The 23,989-nt window shown below is 51.1% G+C and carries 12 protein-coding genes; 10 read left to right on the top strand and 2 right to left on the bottom strand.

Annotated features, from left to right (window positions below; genetic code table 11):
- Positions 1-71 precede the first annotated feature (71 nt).
- The gene (locus GWG06_RS24555) at positions 72-1,619 is read left to right on the top strand and encodes a GMC oxidoreductase (protein WP_160716693.1); all 1,548 of its coding nucleotides are present in this window, start codon (positions 72-74) and stop codon (positions 1,617-1,619) included.
- 57 nt (positions 1,620-1,676) lie between these two features.
- Here the strand turns inward: GWG06_RS24555 and GWG06_RS24550 are convergent, their stop codons facing one another.
- Positions 1,677-2,186, bottom strand: a complete 510-nt coding sequence (locus GWG06_RS24550) for a dihydrofolate reductase family protein (protein WP_160716691.1) — start codon at positions 2,184-2,186, stop codon at positions 1,677-1,679.
- 87 nt (positions 2,187-2,273) lie between these two features.
- On the opposite strand from GWG06_RS24550, the gene GWG06_RS24545 reads away from it, so the two are divergent.
- Positions 2,274-2,642 carry a winged helix-turn-helix transcriptional regulator gene (locus GWG06_RS24545; RefSeq protein WP_160716689.1) on the top strand — a complete coding sequence of 123 codons (369 nt, stop codon included), beginning with the start codon at positions 2,274-2,276 and terminating at the stop codon, positions 2,640-2,642.
- Here GWG06_RS24545 and GWG06_RS24540 read toward each other — a convergent pair.
- A complete protein-coding gene (locus tag GWG06_RS24540) occupies positions 2,630-3,535 on the bottom strand; it encodes an alpha/beta fold hydrolase (protein WP_160716687.1) in 906 nt (301 codons plus the stop codon). The genes GWG06_RS24545 and GWG06_RS24540 overlap by 13 nt on opposite strands.
- A 950-nt stretch (positions 3,536-4,485) precedes the next feature.
- Between GWG06_RS24540 and GWG06_RS24535 the strand changes: the two genes are divergently transcribed.
- The 8 genes from GWG06_RS24535 (at position 4,486) to GWG06_RS24500 (ending at position 23,989) form a co-directional block, all read left to right on the top strand.
- Positions 4,486-5,019: a UpxY family transcription antiterminator gene (locus GWG06_RS24535; protein ID WP_160716685.1), complete on the top strand. Its 534-nt coding sequence runs from the start codon at positions 4,486-4,488 to the stop codon at positions 5,017-5,019.
- A gap of 26 nt (positions 5,020-5,045) precedes the next feature.
- Positions 5,046-5,285 carry a hypothetical protein gene (locus tag GWG06_RS24530; protein WP_160716683.1) on the top strand — a complete coding sequence of 80 codons (240 nt, stop codon included), beginning with the start codon at positions 5,046-5,048 and terminating at the stop codon, positions 5,283-5,285.
- 91 nt (positions 5,286-5,376) lie between these two features.
- Entirely contained in the window at positions 5,377-9,810 is a 4,434-nt protein-coding gene (locus tag GWG06_RS24525) for a MupA/Atu3671 family FMN-dependent luciferase-like monooxygenase (protein ID WP_160716681.1), read from the top strand.
- 20 nt (positions 9,811-9,830) lie between these two features.
- Entirely contained in the window at positions 9,831-11,483 is a 1,653-nt protein-coding gene (locus tag GWG06_RS24520; RefSeq protein WP_160716679.1) for a condensation domain-containing protein, read from the top strand.
- A gap of 280 nt (positions 11,484-11,763) precedes the next feature.
- Positions 11,764-11,955 carry a hypothetical protein gene (locus GWG06_RS24515; RefSeq protein ID WP_160716677.1) on the top strand — a complete coding sequence of 64 codons (192 nt, stop codon included), beginning with the start codon at positions 11,764-11,766 and terminating at the stop codon, positions 11,953-11,955.
- Between the two features lie 36 nt (positions 11,956-11,991).
- Positions 11,992-12,198, top strand: a complete 207-nt coding sequence (locus GWG06_RS24510; protein ID WP_127035220.1) for a hypothetical protein — start codon at positions 11,992-11,994, stop codon at positions 12,196-12,198.
- Between the two features lie 41 nt (positions 12,199-12,239).
- A complete protein-coding gene (locus GWG06_RS24505) occupies positions 12,240-19,214 on the top strand; it encodes a non-ribosomal peptide synthetase (protein WP_160716675.1) in 6,975 nt (2,324 codons plus the stop codon).
- A complete protein-coding gene (locus tag GWG06_RS24500; RefSeq protein WP_160716663.1) occupies positions 19,214-23,989 on the top strand; it encodes a non-ribosomal peptide synthetase in 4,776 nt (1,591 codons plus the stop codon). Before GWG06_RS24505 ends, GWG06_RS24500 begins: the two co-directional genes overlap by 1 nt.

Here is a 23,989-nt window from a genome sequence, read left to right as displayed (position 1 = left end):
ATATTCAGCCAATGATAGGTGCCTGTCAGAGTATACACAGGCATTGTATTATTAATCCTAATATTAACCCTATGATACTACAATATGATTACGTGATAATAGGCAGTGGATTTGGTGGCGCTGTCAGTGCTTTAAGACTGGCAGAAAAAGGTTATAAGGTACTTGTTGTAGAGAAAGGTAAGGAATTCAGCGCAACCGATTTTCCCAAAACAAACTGGAATCTCCGTAAATGGTTGTGGGCACCGTTACTGAAATTTAAAGGAGTTCTCAGCCTTTCTTTCTTCCGCCATATGACAGTGTTACATGGTGTGGGGGTGGGAGGTGGATCGTTGATATATGCTGCCGCACTGCCTGTGCCTCCGGCTGGTTTTTTTGACTCCGGTCACTGGAAAGGATTGGCAGATTGGGAAAAGGAACTGACACCTTTTTATGCAGAAGCCAGGCGTATGCTGGGAAGCGCCTGTAACACCAGAATGGAACCTGGTGACCTGGTAATGCAGGAAATGGCAGCAGAGATGGGAATACCCGAAAATTTCAGTAATGCAGAGGTGGGCATTTTTATGGGTGAACCCGGAAAGCAGGTTGATGATCCCTATTTCAACGGGCAGGGGCCGGCCCGCGCCGGATGCACATTTTGTGGCGGCTGCCTTGTCGGCTGTCGACATAATGCGAAGAACTCACTGGATAAAAATTATCTGTACTTCGCCAGAAAGCATGGCGCCGAAATACTGCCTGAGACAATGGTCAGCGACGTAGTTCCACTAGACGGTGCAAAGGGCGCGACCGGTTATAAAATAACATGCAAAACATCCGGCCAGATGAAAAGCTTTACTACCCGGGCAGTTGTTTTTTCTGCCGGCGCACTGGGAACAGTATCGCTCCTGCTTAAGCTGAAAGAAACCTCATTACCCCATCTTTCTCCTATGGTAGGATATGGTGTCCGTACCAATAATGAAAGTGTGGTGGGTGTAATCAACTATAAACAAAATAAGGATCTCTCAAAAGGAGTAGCCATCGGTTCGGTGCTGAGACTGGATGATAAAACTTATGTAGAACCCTTCAGGCACAATGAAGGGTCAGGCGTATGGCGGCTGTTTTTTATACCACTGGCCTACAGCAATACGCTGGCAGGAAGGCTCCTGAAAATAGCCTTTGATTTTATCAGGCATCCCCGGACAAACCTCAGGACCATTTTAGTGGATGATTTTGGTAAACGTACCCAGGGCTTGCTGTTTATGCAGGAGGGAGAACAATCCCTGCGGTTGAAACAGGGATTGTTCGGTATGCGGTCTGTATTACATAAAGGCGTAAAACCAACGCCATACCTGCCTTTAGTTGAAGTGTTTGCGCACAGTTATGCCCGTAGGATAGATGGAAAGCCGTATACCCTGGCTACTGAATCAGTTTTTGGTATACCGGTTACGGCACATGTACTGGGAGGTGCAGTAATGGGGAATGATATTACAACTGGTGTTATCGATAAGGATAATCATGTGTTTGGCTATGAAAATATGCTGGTCTGTGACGGTGCTATGATTTCCTCGAATCCCGGTGTTAATCCATCACTCACGATAACTGCCATCACGGAGCGTGCCATGAGTAAAATATCACCGAAATAGGCTTGCTATACTGAGAATATCAGGAGATGGGTAAGTTGTATACTCTCCGGTAATCAATCACGCCCTGATTAAATGCACCTGAATAATATTTTCAGCTATCTGCCGGTGTGACACTAAACTGAAATTTGCGGTTAATGCAGGGTCTGTTACCAGAATACCGCCATCGCCCACCATTACAGGATGAATATTAAAGTAGATATCGGTTACCAGGTCTTTTTCCAGGAAGGCGTTGTAAGTGATGGTGCCGCCGCCGACTGCGATTTCCTGACATCCTTTTTCAGTCAGGTAGCGGATAGCTTCTTCCGGGGAAGCAACCACCTTGTATTCATCGGTGGCTATTCCGGCGGAAGATATCAATACCAGCTCTATGCCGGGGAAAGCGCTGCTGACATCTGTCAGCACCCGTTGTAACATATCAAAGGTTTTTTTTCCGATTACCAGATTGCCAGCCCTGGCGGCTACTTCTGTGAATAACGCCACTGCTTCCTGTGGCGCCTGATAGCTGGTGTTTTCGGACAGCAGTACTTTCCCGTTGGCAGAGATATTGGCAATGAGTGCTATTTTCATGATGTCAGTATTTTTGGTAAAAGTATTTTACTTTTAACTTTCAGACACTATCCGTTACCTTGAGGAAAGTAATAAATCCAATTGGCCATGACATTGATTCAACGCTGCGAAAAAAATAATGGAAAAGAAAGAGCCCTGGCATTGAGAGATGCAATCGAGCTATTGGGCGGCAAATGGAAGATATGTATTCTGCAGCATCTTTCCTATGCCGGCACCATGCGGTTTAAAGATCTGCAGAAAGAGATTGCAGGCATCTCTCCGAAAGTATTGACAGAGGAACTGCGGCAGCTGGAACAGAATCTGCTTATTACAAAGACGGTGAATAACACCCGGCCGGTCACTGTTTCGTATTCGCTTACCACATATGCCAATGAAACGCGGGATGTGTTCAATGCCTTACTGGCATTTGGTACAAAGCACAGAAAGATGATTATGAAGAACAGTTATGCCGGGTGATATCCTGAAACAATCTTTCTGTTCAGGAAATCCAGTATCAACGGCGCTACTTCTTCAAAATGACTCTCCAGTAATTTATGACCGGCGTCTAAGATATGGATCTCTGCATCGGGCATGTCCCGTTTATAACACGGCGCTTCGGCTACACTGTAGAAGGCATCATACTTTCCCCAGATTACCAGCGCAGGAGGCTGAACGTTGCGGAAAAACTCCTGGAATTTCGGGAAGTAGGCCCGGTTGTTTTTATAGTCTTCGAATAAGGAAAATAATGCGTCTATATGACCGGGACGATTCATCAACACCCAGTCCAATGTCCAGGTATCAGGCGTGAAAAGAGGAACCTGATCTTCCGGAATGCCTGCCAGATACTGCCGGCGCGCGCCTTCCTCATTCAGGAATTCACCTATCTTCTCCCTGTTTTCTTTTGTAGGATGATCCCAGTAAACCTTGCAGGCATCCCATTCTTTACCAAGACCTTCTTCATATGCATTGCTATCCTGGAAAATAAGCGCGGTGATTTTTTCCGGATGCAGCAGGGCAACGCGCATACCTATTACAGATCCATAGTCATGGAGATACAGCGCAAATTGCGTTAGTTTTATCTGCTCCGTAAAAGCAGATAAGACTTGGCTGTAATGCTGAAACGTATACTCGAATGTTGCTGCAGAAGGGTAGGAGCTGTACCCAAATCCAGGGAAGTCCGGAGCAATCACATGGTAGTGATGGTCTGCCAGAAACGGAATTAATCTTCTGTATAAAAAGGAAGAGTTAGGGTAGCCGTGCATGAGCAAAATGGCCGGATCAGCAGGGTTTCCGGCTTCCCGGTAAAAAATATCCAGGTCGCCCACACTGATGGTGTTGTGATACACCTTGTGCTTTTGCGGGAAGTTCATAAGCTGTTTTTTTGCTGACTGATTAGTGTGACTGGTTTTATTTAGGTGCCTCAAATCCGGTGCCAGTATAGTTGGTTTAAATAGCAGAGATAGCCACCAGCGCTGCATAGCCGCCTATGCCGTTAGCCGTTTTATATTAGGATTGCTGCCGGATTTACAGCATGATGAAATTGTTATAGATGAACCTCCACCATATAGTTGGCGCCCGGACTGCACCACCATCATGCCGGTCCTTTTAATGTTATCTAGCTGTAACAGATTCCTGTTTCCCGGCAGGATCCCGCTCATCTGACAAAATGAGGAAAAAAATTGTCAATATTCTTTGCGTTTAAAAGATCATTCGTTAGATTTACCCCAATGAAAGTATGGTTTCCAGATATTCCGAATAAGTAGTTTTTAACCTGAAAAGAGATTCCGGACCAGCTGTTAGGTCAATTTTGAAGTATTTTGTTAATTCAACCAACGATTTAAATGAAAACAATTGTATTACCCGGTACCGGTTTGTTAGAGAGCCATTTTTTCTGAGTGATCTTATAAACCTGTTTTTTTTCGCATTATAAGTTAGAAGCAATCAGATGCTGTAGAGCCAGTTTCACTGCGCAATCGAATTACAATAAGTACAATGGTACTTACTGTAGCGATAGCTTTGTTTTGACCTGAATGATCTGCGTCAGAGCAGATAATCCATTTTCCGCAACCCACGTTAAAAAGTAGCCTATGTTAACTTATTATTACCCGTAAAACCTTTCACTCCGGTTCATTGCCGGCGTTGTTTCCCCTTACAAAAAACTTGTAGCAGCCATGCTATACGGGAACATCATTGCCGCATCTGAACCGGATCATCAACACGTATAGTGGTTATCTCCTTTGCTGATGCCCCTCGATAGGGGAAGGGGATTGTCATGCCTGTTACACAGTATCTCTTTTTCTCAAAATAATAAATCATTGCTATGAGTACCTTTAATACCGGATGGTACCTGATCTACACTATGCCGCGACATGAAAGGAAAGTTGTCAGCCAGCTAAAGGAATACGATGTTGAGTGTTTTTTCCCCACCTGCAAATCGGTCCGGCAATGGAATGACCGGAAAAAAACAATTGAGTTGCCCCTGTTTCCTTCCTATGTGTTCGTGAAACTGAGCAGCATCGAGGAGTTTTATTACGGACAACAGGTAAGCGGAGCCACCGGTTACGTCAGGTTCGGCAAACAGTTTGCCCGGATGGAAGAACACCAGATCGCACAGATTCAGATGGTGGCGCAGCATGGTGAAGATGTCAGGGTATCTAAGGAAACCTTCAGCACAGGACAAAAACTCGTGATTACCAAAGGCCCGCTCAGCGGATTGTCATGCGAAGTAGTGCATGTGGATCAAATGAAAAAAATACTGGTAAGGGTAGATCTTTTACAACGGAATATCCTTATCCGCTTTAAACCGGAATACCTGTCCGTGATGCACGATGTTGCAGCTGCCCGGACCTTTTAACCCCCCGTTAATCCTCAACAGTCACTATGCATACTTTTTTAAAGGACAAGGGGGATAGCCCTTGTCCTGCCACGCGCTGCGCCAATGGCAGCTGCACCCGGAAGTGCTCTCTTTTCCGGCCGGACGAACCTGTTCCGGCTGCTCCTTCACCCGATACAGATAACTTTTTTCTCCGGCAGGAACAGACAGTATGTTCCGGCAGGAAAGCTGACGGCTGCGATGCTGCCGGCGCACAGACAGATGAGCCGGAACAATCCGGTAGCTGACCTCCGTATAAACAACCGGCGATGACTGCCAGTGGTGAGATTCCGGAGAATGCCCCTATCCCAATTACAGGATCGTTAAACACGGTAACGGATGTACGAATTACTAAAAAAATTAAAAGCGCACCAGATTCAGGTTACTTTAAAAGATGACCGCCTGCGTATCAGCAGCCCGGCGACTATTCCGGCTGCTATCGCGGAAGAGGTGCGTACGCATAAAGAGGCGCTCATACAATACCTGAAAGAACGCCGGCAGGATGCGCCGGTAGCAGCTATACCGGCAGCGTCCATAAGCCCGGATTACCCGCTGTCATCAGCACAGCGCCGCCTGTGGGTACTTAGTCAGTACCAGGAAGGTAACCTGGCCTATAACATGCCGGCAGTATATCTCTTCGAAGGCCGGCTGGATATTGCCCGGCTGGAAGATGCCTTCGGCCGCCTGATAGCCCGTCATGAAATACTCCGGACCACTTTCCGGGTGAATGATCAGGGAGAGATACGCCAGTATATCAACCCGGCGCCGGAAAAGTTCAGCATCAGACAGGTAGACCTGCAGGACCACGAAACAGCGGAGAAATCTGCACAGGATTTAATACAGCAGGAATTTACCACCCCGTTTGACCTCTCATCGGGCCCGCTGCTACGCGCATCCCTGTGCAGGCTTTCAGACCAGAAATGGGTATTCCTGTATACGATGCATCATATCACCAGCGACGGCTGGTCAATGGAAATACTGATCCGTGAACTAATGATATTGTATCTGGAAGCGATGACGTTGCCACCGCTGCGCATCCAGTACAAGGACTATGCAGCGTGGCAGCAATCGCAGCTGGCAGCGGAACAGATGCAGCCGCACCGCGCCTACTGGCTCCGGCAGTTTGCCGGAGAACTGCCGGTATTGCAGCTGCCGTATGATCATCCACGGCCTGCAATAAAAACTTACCCCGGCGCCATGGTTAAACAGCTGCTGGACCCTGAAATATTTGCCAGGTTCAGAGAGGTGGTTTCAACTCAGAAAGCTACTTTGTTTATGGGATTGCAGGCGGCTGTCAATGCCCTGTTATACTGGTATTCCGGCCAGAGCGATCTCATTACCGGCACGCCGGTAGCAGGCAGGGATCACCACAACCTGGAAGAGCAGATCGGGGTGTACATTAATACACTCGTGTTAAGAGTGCACTGTCAGCCGGACGATACTTACCTGCAGCTGCTGGATAACGTCAGGCAGATTACGCTGGATGCTTACCGGCATCAGGTATACCCGTTCGACGAGCTGCTTGATGAACTGAACCTCCGGAGGGATATGAGCCGCAATCCGCTGTTCGACGTGATGGTGAGCCTCCATAACAATGATGTTAATCCTGCCGGTCAGCAGGAGCCGGACCAGCTCCGTGTGTGCCCGTATGCCTATACGGAAGAAGCCGGCCTGGTCAGTAAACTGGATCTGACATTTGATTTCCTCGAAACGGATGGTACGCTGCAGGCTATCATTGAATATAATACGGACCTGTTTGTACCTTCCACCATCAACAGGATGATGGGACACCTGTTGCAACTGATCGATGTGCTTTCCGCATCACCGGATACTGTCATCGGAGAGCTGGACTGTCTCCGTCCGGAAGAACGGCATCAGCTGCTGCAGACGTTTAACAATACTGCAGGCAGCTTTGCAAAAGATAAAACCATTGTCTCCCTTTTCCGGGAACAGGCAGCCCTTTCGCCGGACAAAACAGCTGTTGTATTTGAAGGCCGGGAGCTGACCTATCGGCAACTGGATGAACAGTCAGATTACATCGCCTGGCAGCTGTCTCAACACCTGCAGGTACAACCCGGCGAACTGGTAGCGCTGATGACAGAGCGCTCCATTCACCTGATGGCAGGCATGCTGGGCATCCTCAAGGCTGGTGCTGCTTACGTGCCGGTAGATCCTTCCTATCCGGCAGACAGAGTGCGCTACATCCTGGATGACTGCCGTGCCCGCGTGCTGGTAGCCGGTGAAGAAACTACCGTGCCGCCGGATTATTCAGGTACGATATTGAAACTGAGTACCATTACAGGGGGTACTAACGGAGACGTATATACGCCGTGTAACGTGTCGCCGGAAGATATAAGTTACGTCATCTATACCTCCGGCTCTACAGGGAATCCGAAAGGAGTGATGATCTGTCACCGTAATGTGGTGAATTTCTTTGCCGCGATGGATAAAGCGTTGCCTTTGCAGGCAGACGACTGCCTGCTGGCGATGACCAGCACTTCGTTTGATATTTCCGTACTGGAACTGTTGTGGACCCTGTGCCGCGGTGTTCAGGTGTTGATTCATCCGTCTGACCGGCTGCCGGGCAGCCTGGACCGTTATACCGGAGATGAACCGTCCCCGTTGGATTTCAGCCTGTTTTTCCTTTCAGGCTACGATAAGGACAGCAGTCATAAATATGATTTGCTGCAATCTTCCGTGCGTTATGCCGATGAACATGGGTTCCGCGCTGTATGGATGCCGGAGGGCCATGGTCTTGCATCGGGGGGCGTGCATCCGAATGCTGCTGTCATGGGCGCTGCGCTGGCAGCAAGTACCCGTCAGCTGGAAATTCGTGGTGGTGGCGTATTAGCGTCACTGCATGATCCGGTACGCATCACGGAAGAATGGGCAGTAGCAGATAACCTGTCCGGCGGCCGCGTGGGCTTATCATTTGCCTCCGGCCACCCTGCGGATGGTGTTGCATTATCCGCAACACCTTATACTTCCATGTACGAACAGATAGCGGCAGTACGCCGTTTGTGGGAGGGCGGCAGTGTTACCCGTACGAATGCATTAGGACAGGAAGTATCCCTGCAGGTATATCCGCGCCCGGTACAGGCAACCTTGCCTGTCTGGGTAACGGCAACAGACAGTGAAGATTCCTTCCGCAATGCCGGCGCCATCGGTGCACATGTGCTCACACCGCTGGCAGGCCAGCACCTGGAAGAACTGGCGGAAAGAATACGGATATACCGGGAAAGCCGCCGTGAGCACGGGCATGAAGGTTCCGGTACGGTAACAGTAATGTTGCCTGTCTATCTGGGTACAGAGGAAGCAACGGCGATGACGGAAGCAGAATTACCTTTTATAAGCTACCTGAAGAATACACTTGGACTGAGTCGTATCCTGCTGGAAGAATCAGGTCTGAATGCAGCAGATATCAGTGAAGAACTGCAGGCGCAGATCCTGCGCAACAGCTACCGCCGTTATGCCGGTGGCAGTGCGCTGATAGGTACGCGTGCAGGCTCCCGGCCACTGGTAGAGCGCCTGCGGCATATCGGTGTCAATGAAGTGGCATGCCTGATTGATTTTGGTATGGCTGCAGATAAAGTACTGAAAGGGCTGGAAGAGCTGAACCTGCTGCGGCAGGAATTTACCACGGTAAAACATGCCGCGCATCGTCCGGTAACATTGATGCAATCTACGCCTTCCTTACTGCGGCTGCTGGAAGAAGAAGGCAGTTCCGCCCGTCTGCTGGGATCCCTGCGGGCGCTGCTGCTGGGAGGAGAGCCGTTGCCGGCCTCCCTGCTGGCGCAATTACGCAGCCGCTATGATATACCGGTGTATAACATGTACGGACCTACGGAGACTACCATCTGGTCCTGCGTATGCCCGCCGGCAGCGCTGGATGAACCGGTGAGCATTGGCCGTCCTGTACTGAACACACAGGTGTACGTGCTGAACAGCAATGGTCAGTTATTGCCTGCCGGCATTGCCGGAGAGCTGTACATCGGCGGTGAAGGCGTATCACCGGGCTATCTGTACCGGGAAGAGCTGACAGCCGCGCGTTTTATACCGGATCCGTTTACGCAGGGCGGCAGATTATACCGCACGGGCGACCTGGCGCGCTGGCTGCCTGACGGCCGGCTGGAATGCCTGGGCCGTGCCGACGACCAGGTGAAAGTACGGGGCCACCGCATAGAACCCGGAGAAATAGAAGCCGCACTGCTGACTTACGAAGGCGTGGACAGCGCATTGGTTGTTGCCCGTAAAGACCCTGCCGGCGATCAGGTGCTGGTGGCTTACCTCGCGGCAGCGGCAAATATTCCGCATGCCTCCCTGCAGGCACACCTCGCCCGCAGGTTGCCTGCGTATATGTTACCAGGACATTATGTGCGGTTAACAGCGTTTCCACTGACACCCAACGGCAAAACAGACAGGAAGCAGCTACCTGACCCTTGGGCACAGGGACAACAGCCATCAGCAGGATATGTAGCTCCCGCGAATGAACTGGAACGTACATTGACAGACATTTGGGAAACTGTTTTAGGGAAAGGAAAAATCGGCATGCAGGATAACTTTTTTGAACTGGGCGGACAAAGCCTGAAAGCAGTCAGGCTGGTCACGCTGGTAAATAAAGAGCTGGCGCTGGGGATGGTGTTTACAGACGTATTCACCTATCCGACGGTGGCAGCTATGGCTGGCTGGGCAGGAACGTCCCGCTGGATCAGGGATGCAGAAAATGAGCCGGTAACAGAAGCAGATCAGGAAACAGAAAAAATGCTCTTTTGATCATCTTCCAAAAAAACAACATGATGACAACAACGGTAAAAAATATACTGGATACGCTGAGAGCAAAGCAAGTCCGCATCTCCCTGAACGGAGAACAGCTGCAGGTAGAAGCTCCTAAAGGTGTACTGGACCAGCAGCTGCAGCAACAGATCCGGGATAATAAAGAGGCTTTGATAGCCTACATCCGGCAGATCAAAGGCATACAGGAAATCACTATTGCACCTGTACCCGTGGCGGCATCCTATCCGCTCTCTTCCCCGCAGCGCCGGTTGTGGATACTATCCCTGCTGGAACCTGGCAATACGGCATATCATATACCGGTGGCCTACCGTTTTGAAGGTGCATTGCAGGTAACTGCCCTTGAAAAGGCATTGCAGCAGCTGATTGACAGGCATGAAATACTACGCACCGTATTCCGGGAACAGGAAGACGGAGAGCCGGTGCAGATCGTATTGCCGGCAGCACAATCCGGTTTCCGCCTGTTACAGGAAGACCTGCGCGGCAGTCATTATACAGAGCACGACATCCGTAAACAGATGAACGAGGTACTGATGCAGCCGTTTAACTTAACAACGGATGCGCTGTTGCGCGTAGGGCTGTACAGAACCGGCGATCAGCAATGGATGCTGCTGGCAGTCATCCATCATATTATCAGCGACGCCTGGTCCATGCATGTACTGATGCAGGACCTGATGCAGTATTATTATGCTGCTGCTGATGGCGCTGCTGCAGCGCCGCCGGCATTGCGCATACAATACAGGGACTATGCGGCATGGCAGCAGGCGCAATTACAGCAGGGAGGATTTAAAGATCATAAAAGCTACTGGCTGTCACAGTTTGAACAGGGCGTGCCGCCACTGCAACTCCTGGGCGATCTTCGCCGTCCGGCAGTAAAAACTTATCGCGGCGGCATCATCAGGAAAGAGATCAGTGCACGGTTGACACAGGGCCTGAAACAGCTGGTGCATGAGAGTGGTACTACGCTTTATACCGGGTTGCTGACAGTGGTGCAGGTACTGCTGTCCCGCTATACCAGTCAGCGGGAAATAGTACTGGGCACACTGATGGCAGGGAGGGAGCATATTGATCTTGATAATCAGATCGGCTTCTACGTAAACACAATCGCATTGCGGTTGTCCATCGCAACGGAACAGGGATTCCGGCAGCAGCTGGAAAGAATGAAACACTTCATGACCGGCGTCTATAAATACCAGGATTATCCATTTGATGAACTGGTGAAAGCACTGGACCTTACGCGCGATGCCGGCCGCCATCCATTGTTTGATGTGTTGGTTGTGTTGCAGAACATGATGCCGCAGACGGAAGCAACAATAGCCGGCAAACATAACCTGCAGGTGATGCCTTGTGAACTGCCGTTAACCGCAGCTACCAGCAAGTTCGATCTTTCTTTCTACTTTGCGGAGCAGGCAGAAGGTCTGTTGCTTGACATCGAATTTAACAGCGACATTTACCTGCCGGCCACCATCCAAAGAATGGGCAACCACCTGGAAATATTGCTGGAGGCGCTGTTGCGGGATCCGGATCAGGCAATGGCAAAAGCAGACTATCTGAGCAAATCAGAAAAAACAGTATTGCTGGAACGTGCTGCGCAGGGAGCTTCCCTGTATTTTACGGCCAGAGAGGCGCTGGTGATGGAGGAAGCCGGCGAATGAAACAAAATAGAATAACGCAGGATGATTACATAAATGCACTCATGTTGCAGCAATAAATTTTGAAGAATTTATTTTTTTCTGATTTTTATTCATAATATTGGTTGGTAATTCTGATACACTTTTGTACCCTGATATCCTTTTTTAACATTGATACCCAACTTGCAGTAACACTATACCGTATTTACTGTAGCGATAGCTTCGTTTTTTCCGGAAACCTTACCTGCATGAGATCTTCAGGGATCTTCCATTTTAAGATTTAAATATTCATTCAGCATATTCCATGAAGGAAACAATATATTCTCTCAAACCTGTTCCTGTAACCGGACCATTGTTTGAAAGATGGTATGCCCGGTCATATCTGATTCCGTCGTTGCTGCAGGCAGGTTTTGACCATGTGTCAACTGAAAAAACGATATGCCGGAAACAACAGGCGACAACGAAATTACCCGCAACACACTACATCACCCGATAGTATAATTTCCTTCCCCCTTTTAATTTCCAAATATTTATGGCAGAAGAAAAAAAGGAATCCCTGATGGACAGGGTCAGGGCGCATTTTGCATATATGAAGGATTTTTTTTCAGAATATAATGCACTGCTGGGAGAAGATAAACCCCGGCCTTTACCCTCATTTACAGATGAGGAAATGATGATTTACTGTGGTCATCCGGAAGGACAGGTAATTGCCCCGGAAGAGCCACCCGTAGCCGGATGAGCTATCGTCCGGACTTTCTTGTTTGAAAAATAAAAAGTATAATGGTGCGTACCGATAACCCCATCCATCATCTGCGTATTTATATCCTCGATAATCACGACCTGCTGGTACCTGTTGGTATCGCGGGAAAGATATGTATTGGCTGCGATCATCCGTCGGAAACAGACGGACATTTTGCTGCCGGATCCTTATCATCACCGGTGCCTGATCCGTTCCACCGGAACGGATGGATGTACAGAACCTCTGATACCGGCCGGTGGCTGGAGTCCGGGGAGCTGGAGCTGCTGCCTGATTTTCATATAACCGGTACCGTTAGTACTCCGGCAGATGTCACCGCAGCGCCTTTTGAAGCTCCGCGTAATACGCTGGAGCAACAGTTGCTGGATATCTGGCGAAGCATACTGGGTAAACAGGAGATCAGTATCCACGATGATTTCTTCCGCTCCGGAGGCCACAGCCTCAAGGCGGTACAGCTGTTTGTCAGGATACGCCAGGTAATGGGCCTGTCCCTGCAGCTGAAAGATGCATTTGCCCATACCACTATTGCGGAGCAGGCAGTTTTTTTATCAGCAGCTGCTGCCGGAGGCAATACAGGTATTGTCCGTATTCCCGTCAGGGAAAGCTATCCGCTCAGCCATGCGCAACGCCGTTTCTGGATGCTGAGCCAGCTGGAAGAACGTTCCAGGGCCTATCATATCTCAAACGCCTATACGTTAACCGGAACACCTGATAAAAAGGCGCTGCAACAGGCGCTATTATTTCTGCTGAACAGGCATGAAAGCCTGCGCACGGTTTTCCGCATTGACAACGAAGGAGAGGTACGGCAGCATATTCTGCCGGCAGGAGAGGTGGTATGTGAACCAGCATATGAAGATATTTCAGGCAGCCCTGATGTCAGCTATGCATTGCAGGAAATCTTCCGGCGGGAACAAGCGGCTGTATTCGATCTTACCAGGGCTCCGTTGTTACGTGTAACAGTCGTGAAAACCAACCACGATGAACAGGTGCTTTTCTATACGCTGCATCATATCATTGGCGATGGCTGGTCGCTGCAGGTGCTGGCCCGCGATATGACTGCTGCCTACAATGCACTGAGCGCCGGTGTGTTGCCCGATCTGCCGCGGCTGAATATCCAGTACAAAGACTATGCGCACTGGCAGGAGCAATACCTGCAGGGCGATACGCTGGCCTCCCTGGAAAAATACTGGTTCACACAAATGAGTGGTGAATTGCCGGTTATGCAGCTGCCGCTTGACTATCCGCGGCCGCTGGTACAGTCTTTCCACGGGCATAGCATCAACCGGCAAGTACCCGCAGCAGCAGTGGCGGCCTTACGTGCGTTATGTCATACCGCCGGCACCACATTGTTTACAGGGCTGTTGTCTGCCTTGTCTGCTTTGCTGTACCGCTATACCGGGCAGGAAGATATGATTATCGGAACGCCGTCAGGCGGCCGGGAACAGATAGAACTGGAAGATCAGATCGGCGTATACCTGAACACGTTGCCGTTAAGAATAAAACCGCAGCGTGATGATACTTTCACATCATTGCTGGCAAAAGGCAAAGAGGTGCTGCTGGGCGCCTATGAGCACCAGGCGTATCCGTTCAATATGCTGACAGACAAGCTGGCGCTTCCCGTAAATACCGGCAGATCGCTGCTGTTTGACGTAATGGTGGTGATGCAGAACCAGGAAAGCATTCTGCTGGAAAGCACCGCGCAGGGGCTTACCAACCTGGCCACCGGACAGGCACAGGAACTGTCGCTGCAAACCAGTCAGGTAGATCTTACCTTTACCTTCACCGAAAGAAATGGCGCGCTGTATCTTCAGATCGGTTATAATACCACACTTTTCAAACAGGATACCATTGACCGTTGGTTTATCCATTTTAACAACTTGCTGCAGGAAGTAACTACCCGTCCGCGGCAATATATTTCTCTGGTAAAATATTTATCCGGCGAAGAAGAACAACAGCTGTTATACACCTTTAATGATACTGCCACCGATTATCCCGCCACACAAACGATCAGCAGCCTGTTTGAACTGCAGGCAGCAGGTACGCCTGACGCGGTTGCCCTGATTTATGGCGCCCGGCGGATGACCTACCGGCAGCTGGATGATGCGGCTAACCGGTTGGCGCAGCACCTGCTCAGCCATTACAGGATAGGGCCTGATACCCTGATCGGGATCATGCTGGATAAATCCGATCTCATGATGATCGGCATACTGGGTATTCTGAAAGCAGGCGCCGCTTATGTTCCGGTCGACCGGAGTTATCCTGCCGCGCGGGCAGGAGCCTTGCTGCAGGATGCAGCCACCACGCTGCTGATTACAGATTCAGCAGCTGTGTTTGATATGATTACCTGTTTCCAGGGAGAAATGATAGCGCTGGATGTGCAGCTGGACAGCTTCCCAACACCGCTGCAGCTCCCTGTTAGTACCACCGGGCCGTCGCACCTCGCCTACGTGATGTATACCTCCGGTTCTACCGGACAGCCCAAAGGGGTGATGGTGACGCATCAGGGAGTGGTACGTCTGGTGAAGCAGACCAACATCGTTGCCTTCTCTGAAAGCGATGTGCTGCTGTCTACCGGTGCTGTCGCTTTTGATGCGGTAACTTTTGAGTACTGGGGCATGTTGCTGAACGGAGGGTGCCTGGTACTGGCAGACCGGGAAACCCTGCTTGATCCTGACAGGTTAGGAGATCTTATTAAAAATACAGGCGTCACTATGATGTGGTTTACCGCGTCGTGGTTTAATCAGCTGGCAGATACCGCCCCCGGCCTGTTTGCACCGCTTAAAACGATCCTGGTAGGAGGGGATCGTTTATCGCCGCACCATATCGGCAAGCTGCGTGCCTTATATCCTTCCCTGGTAATGATTAACGGTTACGGCCCTACGGAGAATACCACCTTTTCTGCCACCTGGCGGATCACGGAGGCAGATGCGGAAGATATTCCTATCGGACGGCCAGTCAGCAACAGTACGTGTTATATCCTGGACGCCAACCTGCAGCTGCTGCCGGCTGGCATTACAGGAGAGTTGTATACAGGCGGCGATGGTCTGGCGCGGGGATACCTGCAGGCGGCTGCCCTCACGGAGGCGCAGTTTATCCCTCATCCCTTTGTTCCCGGAGAGCGGCTGTACCGCACCGGCGATATGTGCCGTTACCTGCCGGATGGCATCATCATTTTTGCCGGCCGTAAGGACCAGCAGGTGAAGATAAGGGGCCACCGCGTGGAGCCGGCGGAAGTAGCGGCTGCAGTGAGCCGGGTGCCCGGCGTTACCCAGGCTGTTGTAACAGTAACAGCAATGCCGGGGAATGATAAGGTGCTGGCAGCCTATTATACTGCTGCACCCGGAACAGACCGGGAAACGGTCAGCCTGGCATTGTCTGCGCTCTTACCCGACTACATGCAGCCGCATACACTCATGCAGCTGGAACAGTTTCCCCTGAATACCAACGGAAAGGTGGATACCGCTGCATTACCGGCGCCGGATATGACAGCGCTGCGCGGAACCGCCACCAGCTATGTAGCACCCCGTAATGAAACGGAAGCACGCCTGGCAGGCATCTGGGAAGAAGTATTGGAAAGACAGCCGGTAGGTATCAACGATCACTTTTTTGATCTCGGTGGCCATAGCCTGAAAGCCATACAGTTGGTGAGCCGTATCAGAAAGGAATGGGCAGCGGATATACAGATAAAGGATATTTTCAATCACCCCCGCCTGACAGAACTGGCCACACTGATTGCAACTGCAGGGCAACAGACAGCGGAAGTTATTCCCAGTCTGCCGCCGGCCGAAAGTTATGCACTCAGTAATGCCCAGCTACGCTTCTGGGTACTGAGCCGCTTTACAGACAGCTCTCTGGCATACAATATGGCGCTGGGACTGCAGCTGGACGGACCGTTGCAGGAAGCGCTGCTGAAATCAGCCCTGCTCGCAGTTGTCAGCAGACATGAAAGTCTGCGTACCGTATTCAGACAAACACCTGCAGGAGAGATAAGGCAATTTATACATCCTGTAGCAGACATACAACTGAACTGGAATTATCAGGATATCAGCCGGGAGGAAAATCCTGACCAGCTGCTGAAAGAAATATATGCCACGGAACAACTTACGCCTTTCGACCTGGAGAATGGTCCGCTGCTGCGGACAACGCTGGTAAAGGTATCGGCAGACCGTCATGCATTTTTCTATACCTTGCACCACATCATCAGCGATGGCTGGTCTATGCAGGTGCTGGCCGGCGAAGTAGTAACCATCTACAATACATTGCTGCAGGGCGGACAGCAGGAGTTGCCGCCGTTGCCGATACAGTACCGCGACTATGCCGCCTGGCAGCTGGCACGCCTGGCCGGTGGCCGGATGCAGCAACACGAAGATTACTGGCTACAGCAACTGGAAGGTGAACTGCCCGTGCTGGACCTGTTCCCCGGTAAAACCCGCCCGCCTGTACAGACGCACCGTGGCGCAGGAATTACATTGACCCTTCTGGAAGGACGCATGGAAACACTGGAGCAATACTGCCGCCAGGAAGCCGTTACGCCCTTTATGGTGTTGCTGGCAGCGATGAAAGGACTGTTTTTCCGTTATACGGGTCAGCAGGATATAATTGTGGGCGTACCCGTAGCCGGCAGGCAACAGCAGGAACTGGAAAACCAGATTGGTATCTACCTGAATACGTTACCACTCCGTACCCGCTTTGAAGCAGCACAAAGTTTCCGGGACCTGCTGCAACAGGAAAAAGAAGTCTTGCTCGGTGCTTATGAACATCAGGAATGTCCGTTTGACCGGTTGCTGGAACTGCGTAAGGTAAACCGGGATGTTAGCCGCTCCGCATTATTTGATGTGCTGGTAGTGTTACAGAACCAGGGTAGCCTCAACGTTAACAATGCCGCCAATACCCTGGAGGGGCTCACTGTGAGCAGCATGGATTGGATGAGCGCTGAAACAAGTCAGTTTGATCTTACTTTTTCATTTGCAGAAAGAAAAGAAGGTATTCATCTGTCACTTTCCTATAACACAGCTGTTTTTGAAGAAAATGAAATACAACGTTTAACAGCCCATTACGCACAGTTTCTTGCTGCAGTGATGGAAGATGCTGCCGTGCCGGTATGTGAGGTGGATTACCTGGACGAAACGGAGAAGCAGACATTGTTATATACGTTCAATGATAACAGCGCCAACGTCCATGAAACAGCTACCATACTGGATGTGCTGGCGGTCAATATACAAAGGCAGCCTGATGCTCCGGCCATCAGTTATGAAGATACTGTCATCACATATGCCATGCTGGAGAAGATGGCCAATGATATGGCCAGCCGGCTGCAAACCGGTTACGGTCTGCAGAAAGGAGATCTTGCCGTCATCCTGATGGATCGTTCTCCTTTGCTGGTGGCCGCTATCCTCGCTATCTGGAAATGCGGTGCAGCTTATGTGCCCATCGATCCGGATTATCCCGCTACCCGTATACAGGCTATCATCAGGGCTGCACGCCCCGCACTGGTTATCAGCAGTGACAGCTGCCTTGCCCTGGCCGGGCAGCCGGACAACCTGCTGATGAATGTTTCAGTACTGCCGGAAGCGGCACTAACGCCAACGCATGTACGTATTGCGCCAGCAGACCTGGCCTATGTGATATTTACCTCCGGTTCTACCGGGGAACCCAAAGGGGTGATGATTGAACACCAGGGAATGCTGAATCATCTGTACGCCAAAACAGAAAGCCTGGGCATGTCGGCAGACAGTGTTGTTTGTCAGAATGCCTCGCAGAGCTTTGATATCTCCGTATGGCAGTTTTTTACGGCGCTGATGACTGGCGGCAGAACGGTTATCTGCAGCGACCGGGAAATATTTGAACCGGCAGCATATTGGGAAAAACTGCGCCGGGAAGGGGTTACCATCCTCGAACTGGTACCGTCCTATCTGTCGATGTTGCTGGACATACTGACACCACAGCCGGAAAGAGCAGCACCGCCGCTGCAATACCTGCTGCTCACCGGAGAAACACTGAAGGCAGTACTGGTGAAGAAGTGGTTTGACCTGTATCCGCAGATACCGATGGTGAACGCGTACGGTCCCACAGAAGCTTCGGATGATATCACCCATCACTTTATGCACAAGGCGCCGCCGACCGGCAATATTCCTATTGGCAAGCCGGTACGGAACATGAAAATATATGTGCTCGATGCGCACCGGCAGCTATGCCCGGTAGGAGTGGCCGGAGAAATTTATGTAGCCGGTATCGGCGTGGGCAGAGGCTATCTCGGCGATCCGGATAAAACGGCAGCAGCTTTCCTGTACAGCCCTTTTAGTGCAGACGTTGCCGAAAGAATGTACAGAACAGGCGATGCGGGCCGGTTCCTGCCGGATGGCAGTATTGAGTTTTTCGGAAGAAAAGATCAGCAGGTAAAAATCCGCGGTAACAGAATAGAACTGGAAGAAATAGAAAGCGTACTGTTACGGCACGATAGCGTAAAAGAAGCAGTAGTGCTGGCGATGGATGGCGCCGATGGCCGTACCATGCTGGTAGCCTATGTGGTGGCAACGGCTGCTGATGTAGCCACATTACGCGGCTACCTGGCTGAACTGCTGCCCGATTATATGATTCCTGCACATATTGTACAGATACTGCAGATGCCACTTACGCCCAATGGAAAAACAGACCGGAAGGCATTGGGGAAAATGCTGCCGCCGGAACTGCTGGAACGCAAAAGCGGAGAGCCTCCTGCCAGCGATATGGAAGCCCGGCTGGTAAACATCTGGGAAGAAGTAATCGGTGTGGAAGGAATAGGCGTGACTGATAGCTTCTTCGAACTCGGCGGCCATAGCCTGGGTGTCATCAGGATCCTGAATGCCGTGCAACAGGAATATGACGTGAAGGTGGATATGAGGGAACTGTTTAAAAGCCCCACCATCCGGCAGCTGGCGCAGGAAATCGATCTGCTGAAAGCCCTGCAGGAACCTGCTGGAACCACAAACAATCATCAAAGCAAGGAAATCTTTTTATAATGGAAACGAGGGAATTTATCCTTTACCTGAAGCGTGCAGGCGTTAGCGTTAGCCTGTCGGAAGGACAGTTGCGGCTGCGGATGGAGCACGATATTACAGACGATATGCTGGCTGTGATACGGGAAAGAAAACCAGAATTGATTGCGTTTCTCTCCGGGAAGCAAAGTCAGGATACCAGGGTGGCTGCCATTACACAGGCGCCTTCGCAGGAAAGCTATCCGTTAAGTCACGCACAGCAACGCTTCTGGATACTGAGCCAGTCACCGGAAAGCTCGGCTGCCTACAATATCCCCGGTGTGCTCATCTTTGAAGGAACACTGGATACGGACATATTTTCCCGTGCGCTGCAATTTGTGATGCAGCGGCATGACAGCCTCCGCACCGTTTTCAGGCTGAATGAAGCAGGAGAGGTCAGGCAATATATACTGCCCGCCGGCGATTGCCCGCTGCAGATATCAGACCTGTCAGATAAGGCAGACCAGCAACAGGAGCTGAAAGTTATTTTTGCCCAGGAGCAGCAGGATGTTTTCGATCTGGAAAACGGCCCGCTGCTGCGCACACGCATTGTCCGGCTGGAAACCGCCAAACACGCCTTCTTTTATACCATGCACCATATCATCAGTGATGGCTGGTCGCTGCAGGTGTTAACCCGTGAAATCATTGCTGCATATAACAGTTTCAAACAGGGGCAGCAGCCCGGCCTGCCAGCCTTGCCGCTGCAATACAAGGACTACGCACACTGGCAGCAGCAGGAACAGCCTCATTTCCGGCAGCAGGAAGCATACTGGCTGGAACAGTTTGCCGGTCAGCTGCCGGTACTGGAACTGCCTGCTGCCAGCAGAAGGCCTGCTGTTAAAACTTTCCGGGGCGCCTCTATGATGCGGACATTGTCGCCGGCTGTGCTCTACCAGCTGAAAGACCTCTGTGTGAAGGAAGGATGTACCCTGTTCATGGGTTTGCTGGCCGGCATGAATGCCTTATTCCACCGCTATACCGGTCAGGAAGATATCATACTCGGCACGCCGGTGGCAGGACGCGAACATCCCGGACTGGAAAATCAGATCGGATTATACATCAACAGCCTGGCATTGCGCACCCGCTTTTCGGGAACAGACAGCTTCCTTTCTTTACTGAGAACACAAAGAACAGTACTGATAGATGCCTACAGCCACCAGGGCTATCCGTATGACAGGCTGGTGGAGCGTCTTGCGCTACGCAAGGATGCCAGCAGGCAGCCCCTGTTCGATTTTATGGTGGGAATGCAGAACCAGACATCTGCCAATATCTACGATGGAAAAACAACCCTGGAAGGGCTGCAGATAAGCGCCATCGAAGGGCTACATATCGATAACAGCCACTTCGACGCTGCCTTTACCTTCGTGGAAGTACCCGGCGGCCTGGAACTGGTGATCATTTACAATACGGATATCTTCCATGAAAAGGAAATGTCGTATATGTTTAACCGTTATCAGCAACTTCTGCTGCATGCGGTCGCTGACTCCGGTCAACCAATAAACCGGTTGTCCTGGATGGATGCAGCTGAACTGCAGGAACTACAGACATTGGGCGGTATGCACCGGTTGCGGGCAGTTCCTGCGGCAGATACGGTGGCAGATCTTTTTGAAGCGCAGGAACAGGCAACGCCAGCCGCCATTGCGGTGATACATGGCGCCCGGCAGGTGAGCTATGCCGAATTAAATGCTACCGCTAACCGGATTGCGCACTACCTGCGGGAAGTGCAGCAGGTACAATGCGGACAGCTGATCGGGCTGATGGCAGAGCGGTCTGCAGACCAGGTAGCGGCTATGCTGGGCATCTGGAAGGCCGGCGCAGGTTATGTACCGCTGGATCCCGGTTACCCGAAAGAAAGAATCTGCCATATGCTAACGGATGCGGATATACGATTGGTGCTGAGTGAAACAGCTGTTCCACTGCCGGTAGCAGTGGAAGTGATAGCCCTGCCTTCGCTGGAATTATCAGCTGCTGCTGATGGCAACCCTGCGCGCACTACGCGGCTGTCAGATGTTGCCTATATGATTTATACCTCCGGCAGTACCGGTGCGCCGAAAGGCGTACAGGTCACGCATGGTAACGCGGCGCACTTTTTTGCGGCGGTGCGGCAATATGGAAGCGGCCCCGGTACAGTGTTTCCGTTTGTAGCTTCTCCCAGCTTCGATATATCCCTGTTCCAGTTGCTGACACCGTTGCTGAGCGGGGGAACCAGCCTGATAGCTGACCGGCAGGTGCTGGATGATCTGCCCGCCTTTACTTCGCTGCTGCAGCAGGCAACCATGATTGATACGGTTCCCGGTGTTTATAACCTGGTGGCCGATTACATCCTGGAAAATAATCTTTCAGAAAAATTTGATCAGGTAGAAAAAATATTCATCGGTGGAGATACCATTCCGGACATGCTGCTGAAAAAGCTGTCGGCTATTTTCAGGAAAGCAGTGGTGGTAGTAACCTACGGCCCTACGGAAGGAACCATCTTCTGCACATCGGTGGGCTATGATATAGCTGCGGGCGTACTTCCCGGCATCGGCGCATGCATAGGTACTCCGCTTCCCGGCAGTACCATCTGCATACTGGACAAAGCCCATCAGCCTTTACCGGCCGGTATTATGGGAGAGATCTGCATTGGCGGCGCCGGCGTATCTGCCGGTTACCACGGACAACCAGCGCTGACGGCAGAAAAATTTGTGTCCGACCCGCTTGTGTCCGGAGGCCGTATCTACCGCAGCGGGGACCTGGGCCGCTGGAATGAAAAGGGCGAACTGATATTTATGGGCCGCGCCGATACACAGGTGAAGATCCGCGGCTTCCGCATAGAAACAGGAGAGATAGAGCGGGCCATACTCAGCTACGGCGATATCCGTGAGGCAGTAGTGATTGCCCGCGAAGACGCTGCCGGCAGTAAATACCTGGCAGCTTACCTGGTGGCAGACAAAACTATAACCCCATCGGATATACGAAATTATTTGTCCGGCCTGCTGCCGGATTACATGCTGCCCGGCTACTATATCAGTCTGCCGCAGCTGCCGCTGACCTCCAACGGTAAAATTGACCGCCACGCGCTCCCGGAACCTGGTGAGGATGATGCCGGCCGCAGTATGGCCTATGCCGCTGCCCGTACAGACAAAGAAGCTCTGCTGGTGCAGGTATGGGAAAGTGTGCTGGGGCGTTCAGGCATAAGTATCCATGATAACTTTTTTGAAGCAGGAGGAGATTCCATCAAATCCATACAGATAGTATCGCGGCTGCGGAAGCATGGCTACAGGCTTGCTGTTACAGATGTATTGCGGTATCCTACTCCTGCCGGACAGGCACAGGTAGTGGAAGTGTTATCATATAGTAACCAGGAGGAAGTGTTGTCCGGCGAAGTACTGCTCAGCCCTGTTCAGCGTGCTTTCCTGGAAAATGAAGCACTGGAAAAAGGACAGTTCAATCAATCTGTTTTGCTGCAGCACGAGGAACGCATACAGGAAGATGGCATCCGGGAAGTCTTCGGAGAACTGTGCCGGCATCATGATGCACTGCGTCTTCGGTTTGAGCAGCGGAACGGTGTTTGGGCACAGGAATACAGCCATCCGGAAACAGCTTTTTATCTGGAAGTACATGATTGGGAGAACAGGGAGATAGCTGAGAGTATTACGCTTATGGAAGCGGCGGCGGATGTCCTGCAAAAGAGCATGACGCTGCACGAAGGGCCACTGGTAAAACTTGGCCTGTTCAGGCTCGCAGATGGAGACAGGTTACTCGTTATCATTCATCATCTGCTAACAGATGCGGTTTCCTTACAGATATTGCTGGAAGACCTGAGTACCTTATACGGGCAATACCTGGCCGGTGAAGGGTTTACGCTGCCGCCGAAAACAGATTCTTTCCGGCAATGGACGGCACAGCTGCAGGAATATGCACAGTCGCCCATGCTGCTGCAGGAAAAATCCTTCTGGCAAAAAATGGAGGCCATCAGTCCCGACCCGTTGCCCTTCGATCATCTCACAGCACAGAACCTGGTAAAAGATACACAGGCAGTTGCCTGCCAGCTGACGGAAGAACAAAGCCGGCAGTTGCTGACGGTGGTAAATAAAACATTGAACACGGAAACAGACGATGTGTTGCTGACAGCGCTGGGATTGAGTCTGTGGGATACTTTCGGGATGCGGCAGATACTGGTGGAACTCGAAGGACATGGCCGCCAGCCTGTAACCGGTCCGGCAGACGTCAGCAGAACAGTTGGCTGGTTTACCGGTATTTACCCGGTAATGTTGCAGGTTTCCACGCCTGATGATCTCCCGCAGCAACTGAAAAGCATAAAGGAAACCCTGAGAAGTATTCCGGACAAAGGTATCGGATATGGTATCCTGAAATACATGAGTACGCGGGAAGCAGCGGTGGATCTGCAGTTTAAGCTGTCTCCTGCCATCAGGTTCAATTACCTGGGGCAGTATGGTGATGCATCGCTGGCGGAAAATGAACATACCCGCTTTTCTTTCTCATCAGCAAATAAAGGGCAGGAAATCAGTGAAACCTCCGGGAGGGAAGTGGCGCTGGAGCTGACGGGCATATTGTTCAACGGAGTGCTGAACCTGCACCTGTCTTACAATATGCGGCAGTTCAACCAGAGTACAATGGAAAAGCTGCTCGATGCAATGAAGGAAAGATTATCCGGCCTGATCAGCTATGGCGCAGCTGCAAAGGAAATAGAAATAACGCCCCTGGATCTGGGCGATGCCGAATTATCAATGGAAGCATTCAATAACCTGTTTAAATGA

The organism is Chitinophaga solisilvae (assembly GCF_009928525.1).
Classification (GTDB): Bacteria; Bacteroidota; Bacteroidia; order Chitinophagales; family Chitinophagaceae; genus Chitinophaga; species Chitinophaga solisilvae.
This window is presented reverse-complemented; position numbering and strand designations above follow the sequence as displayed.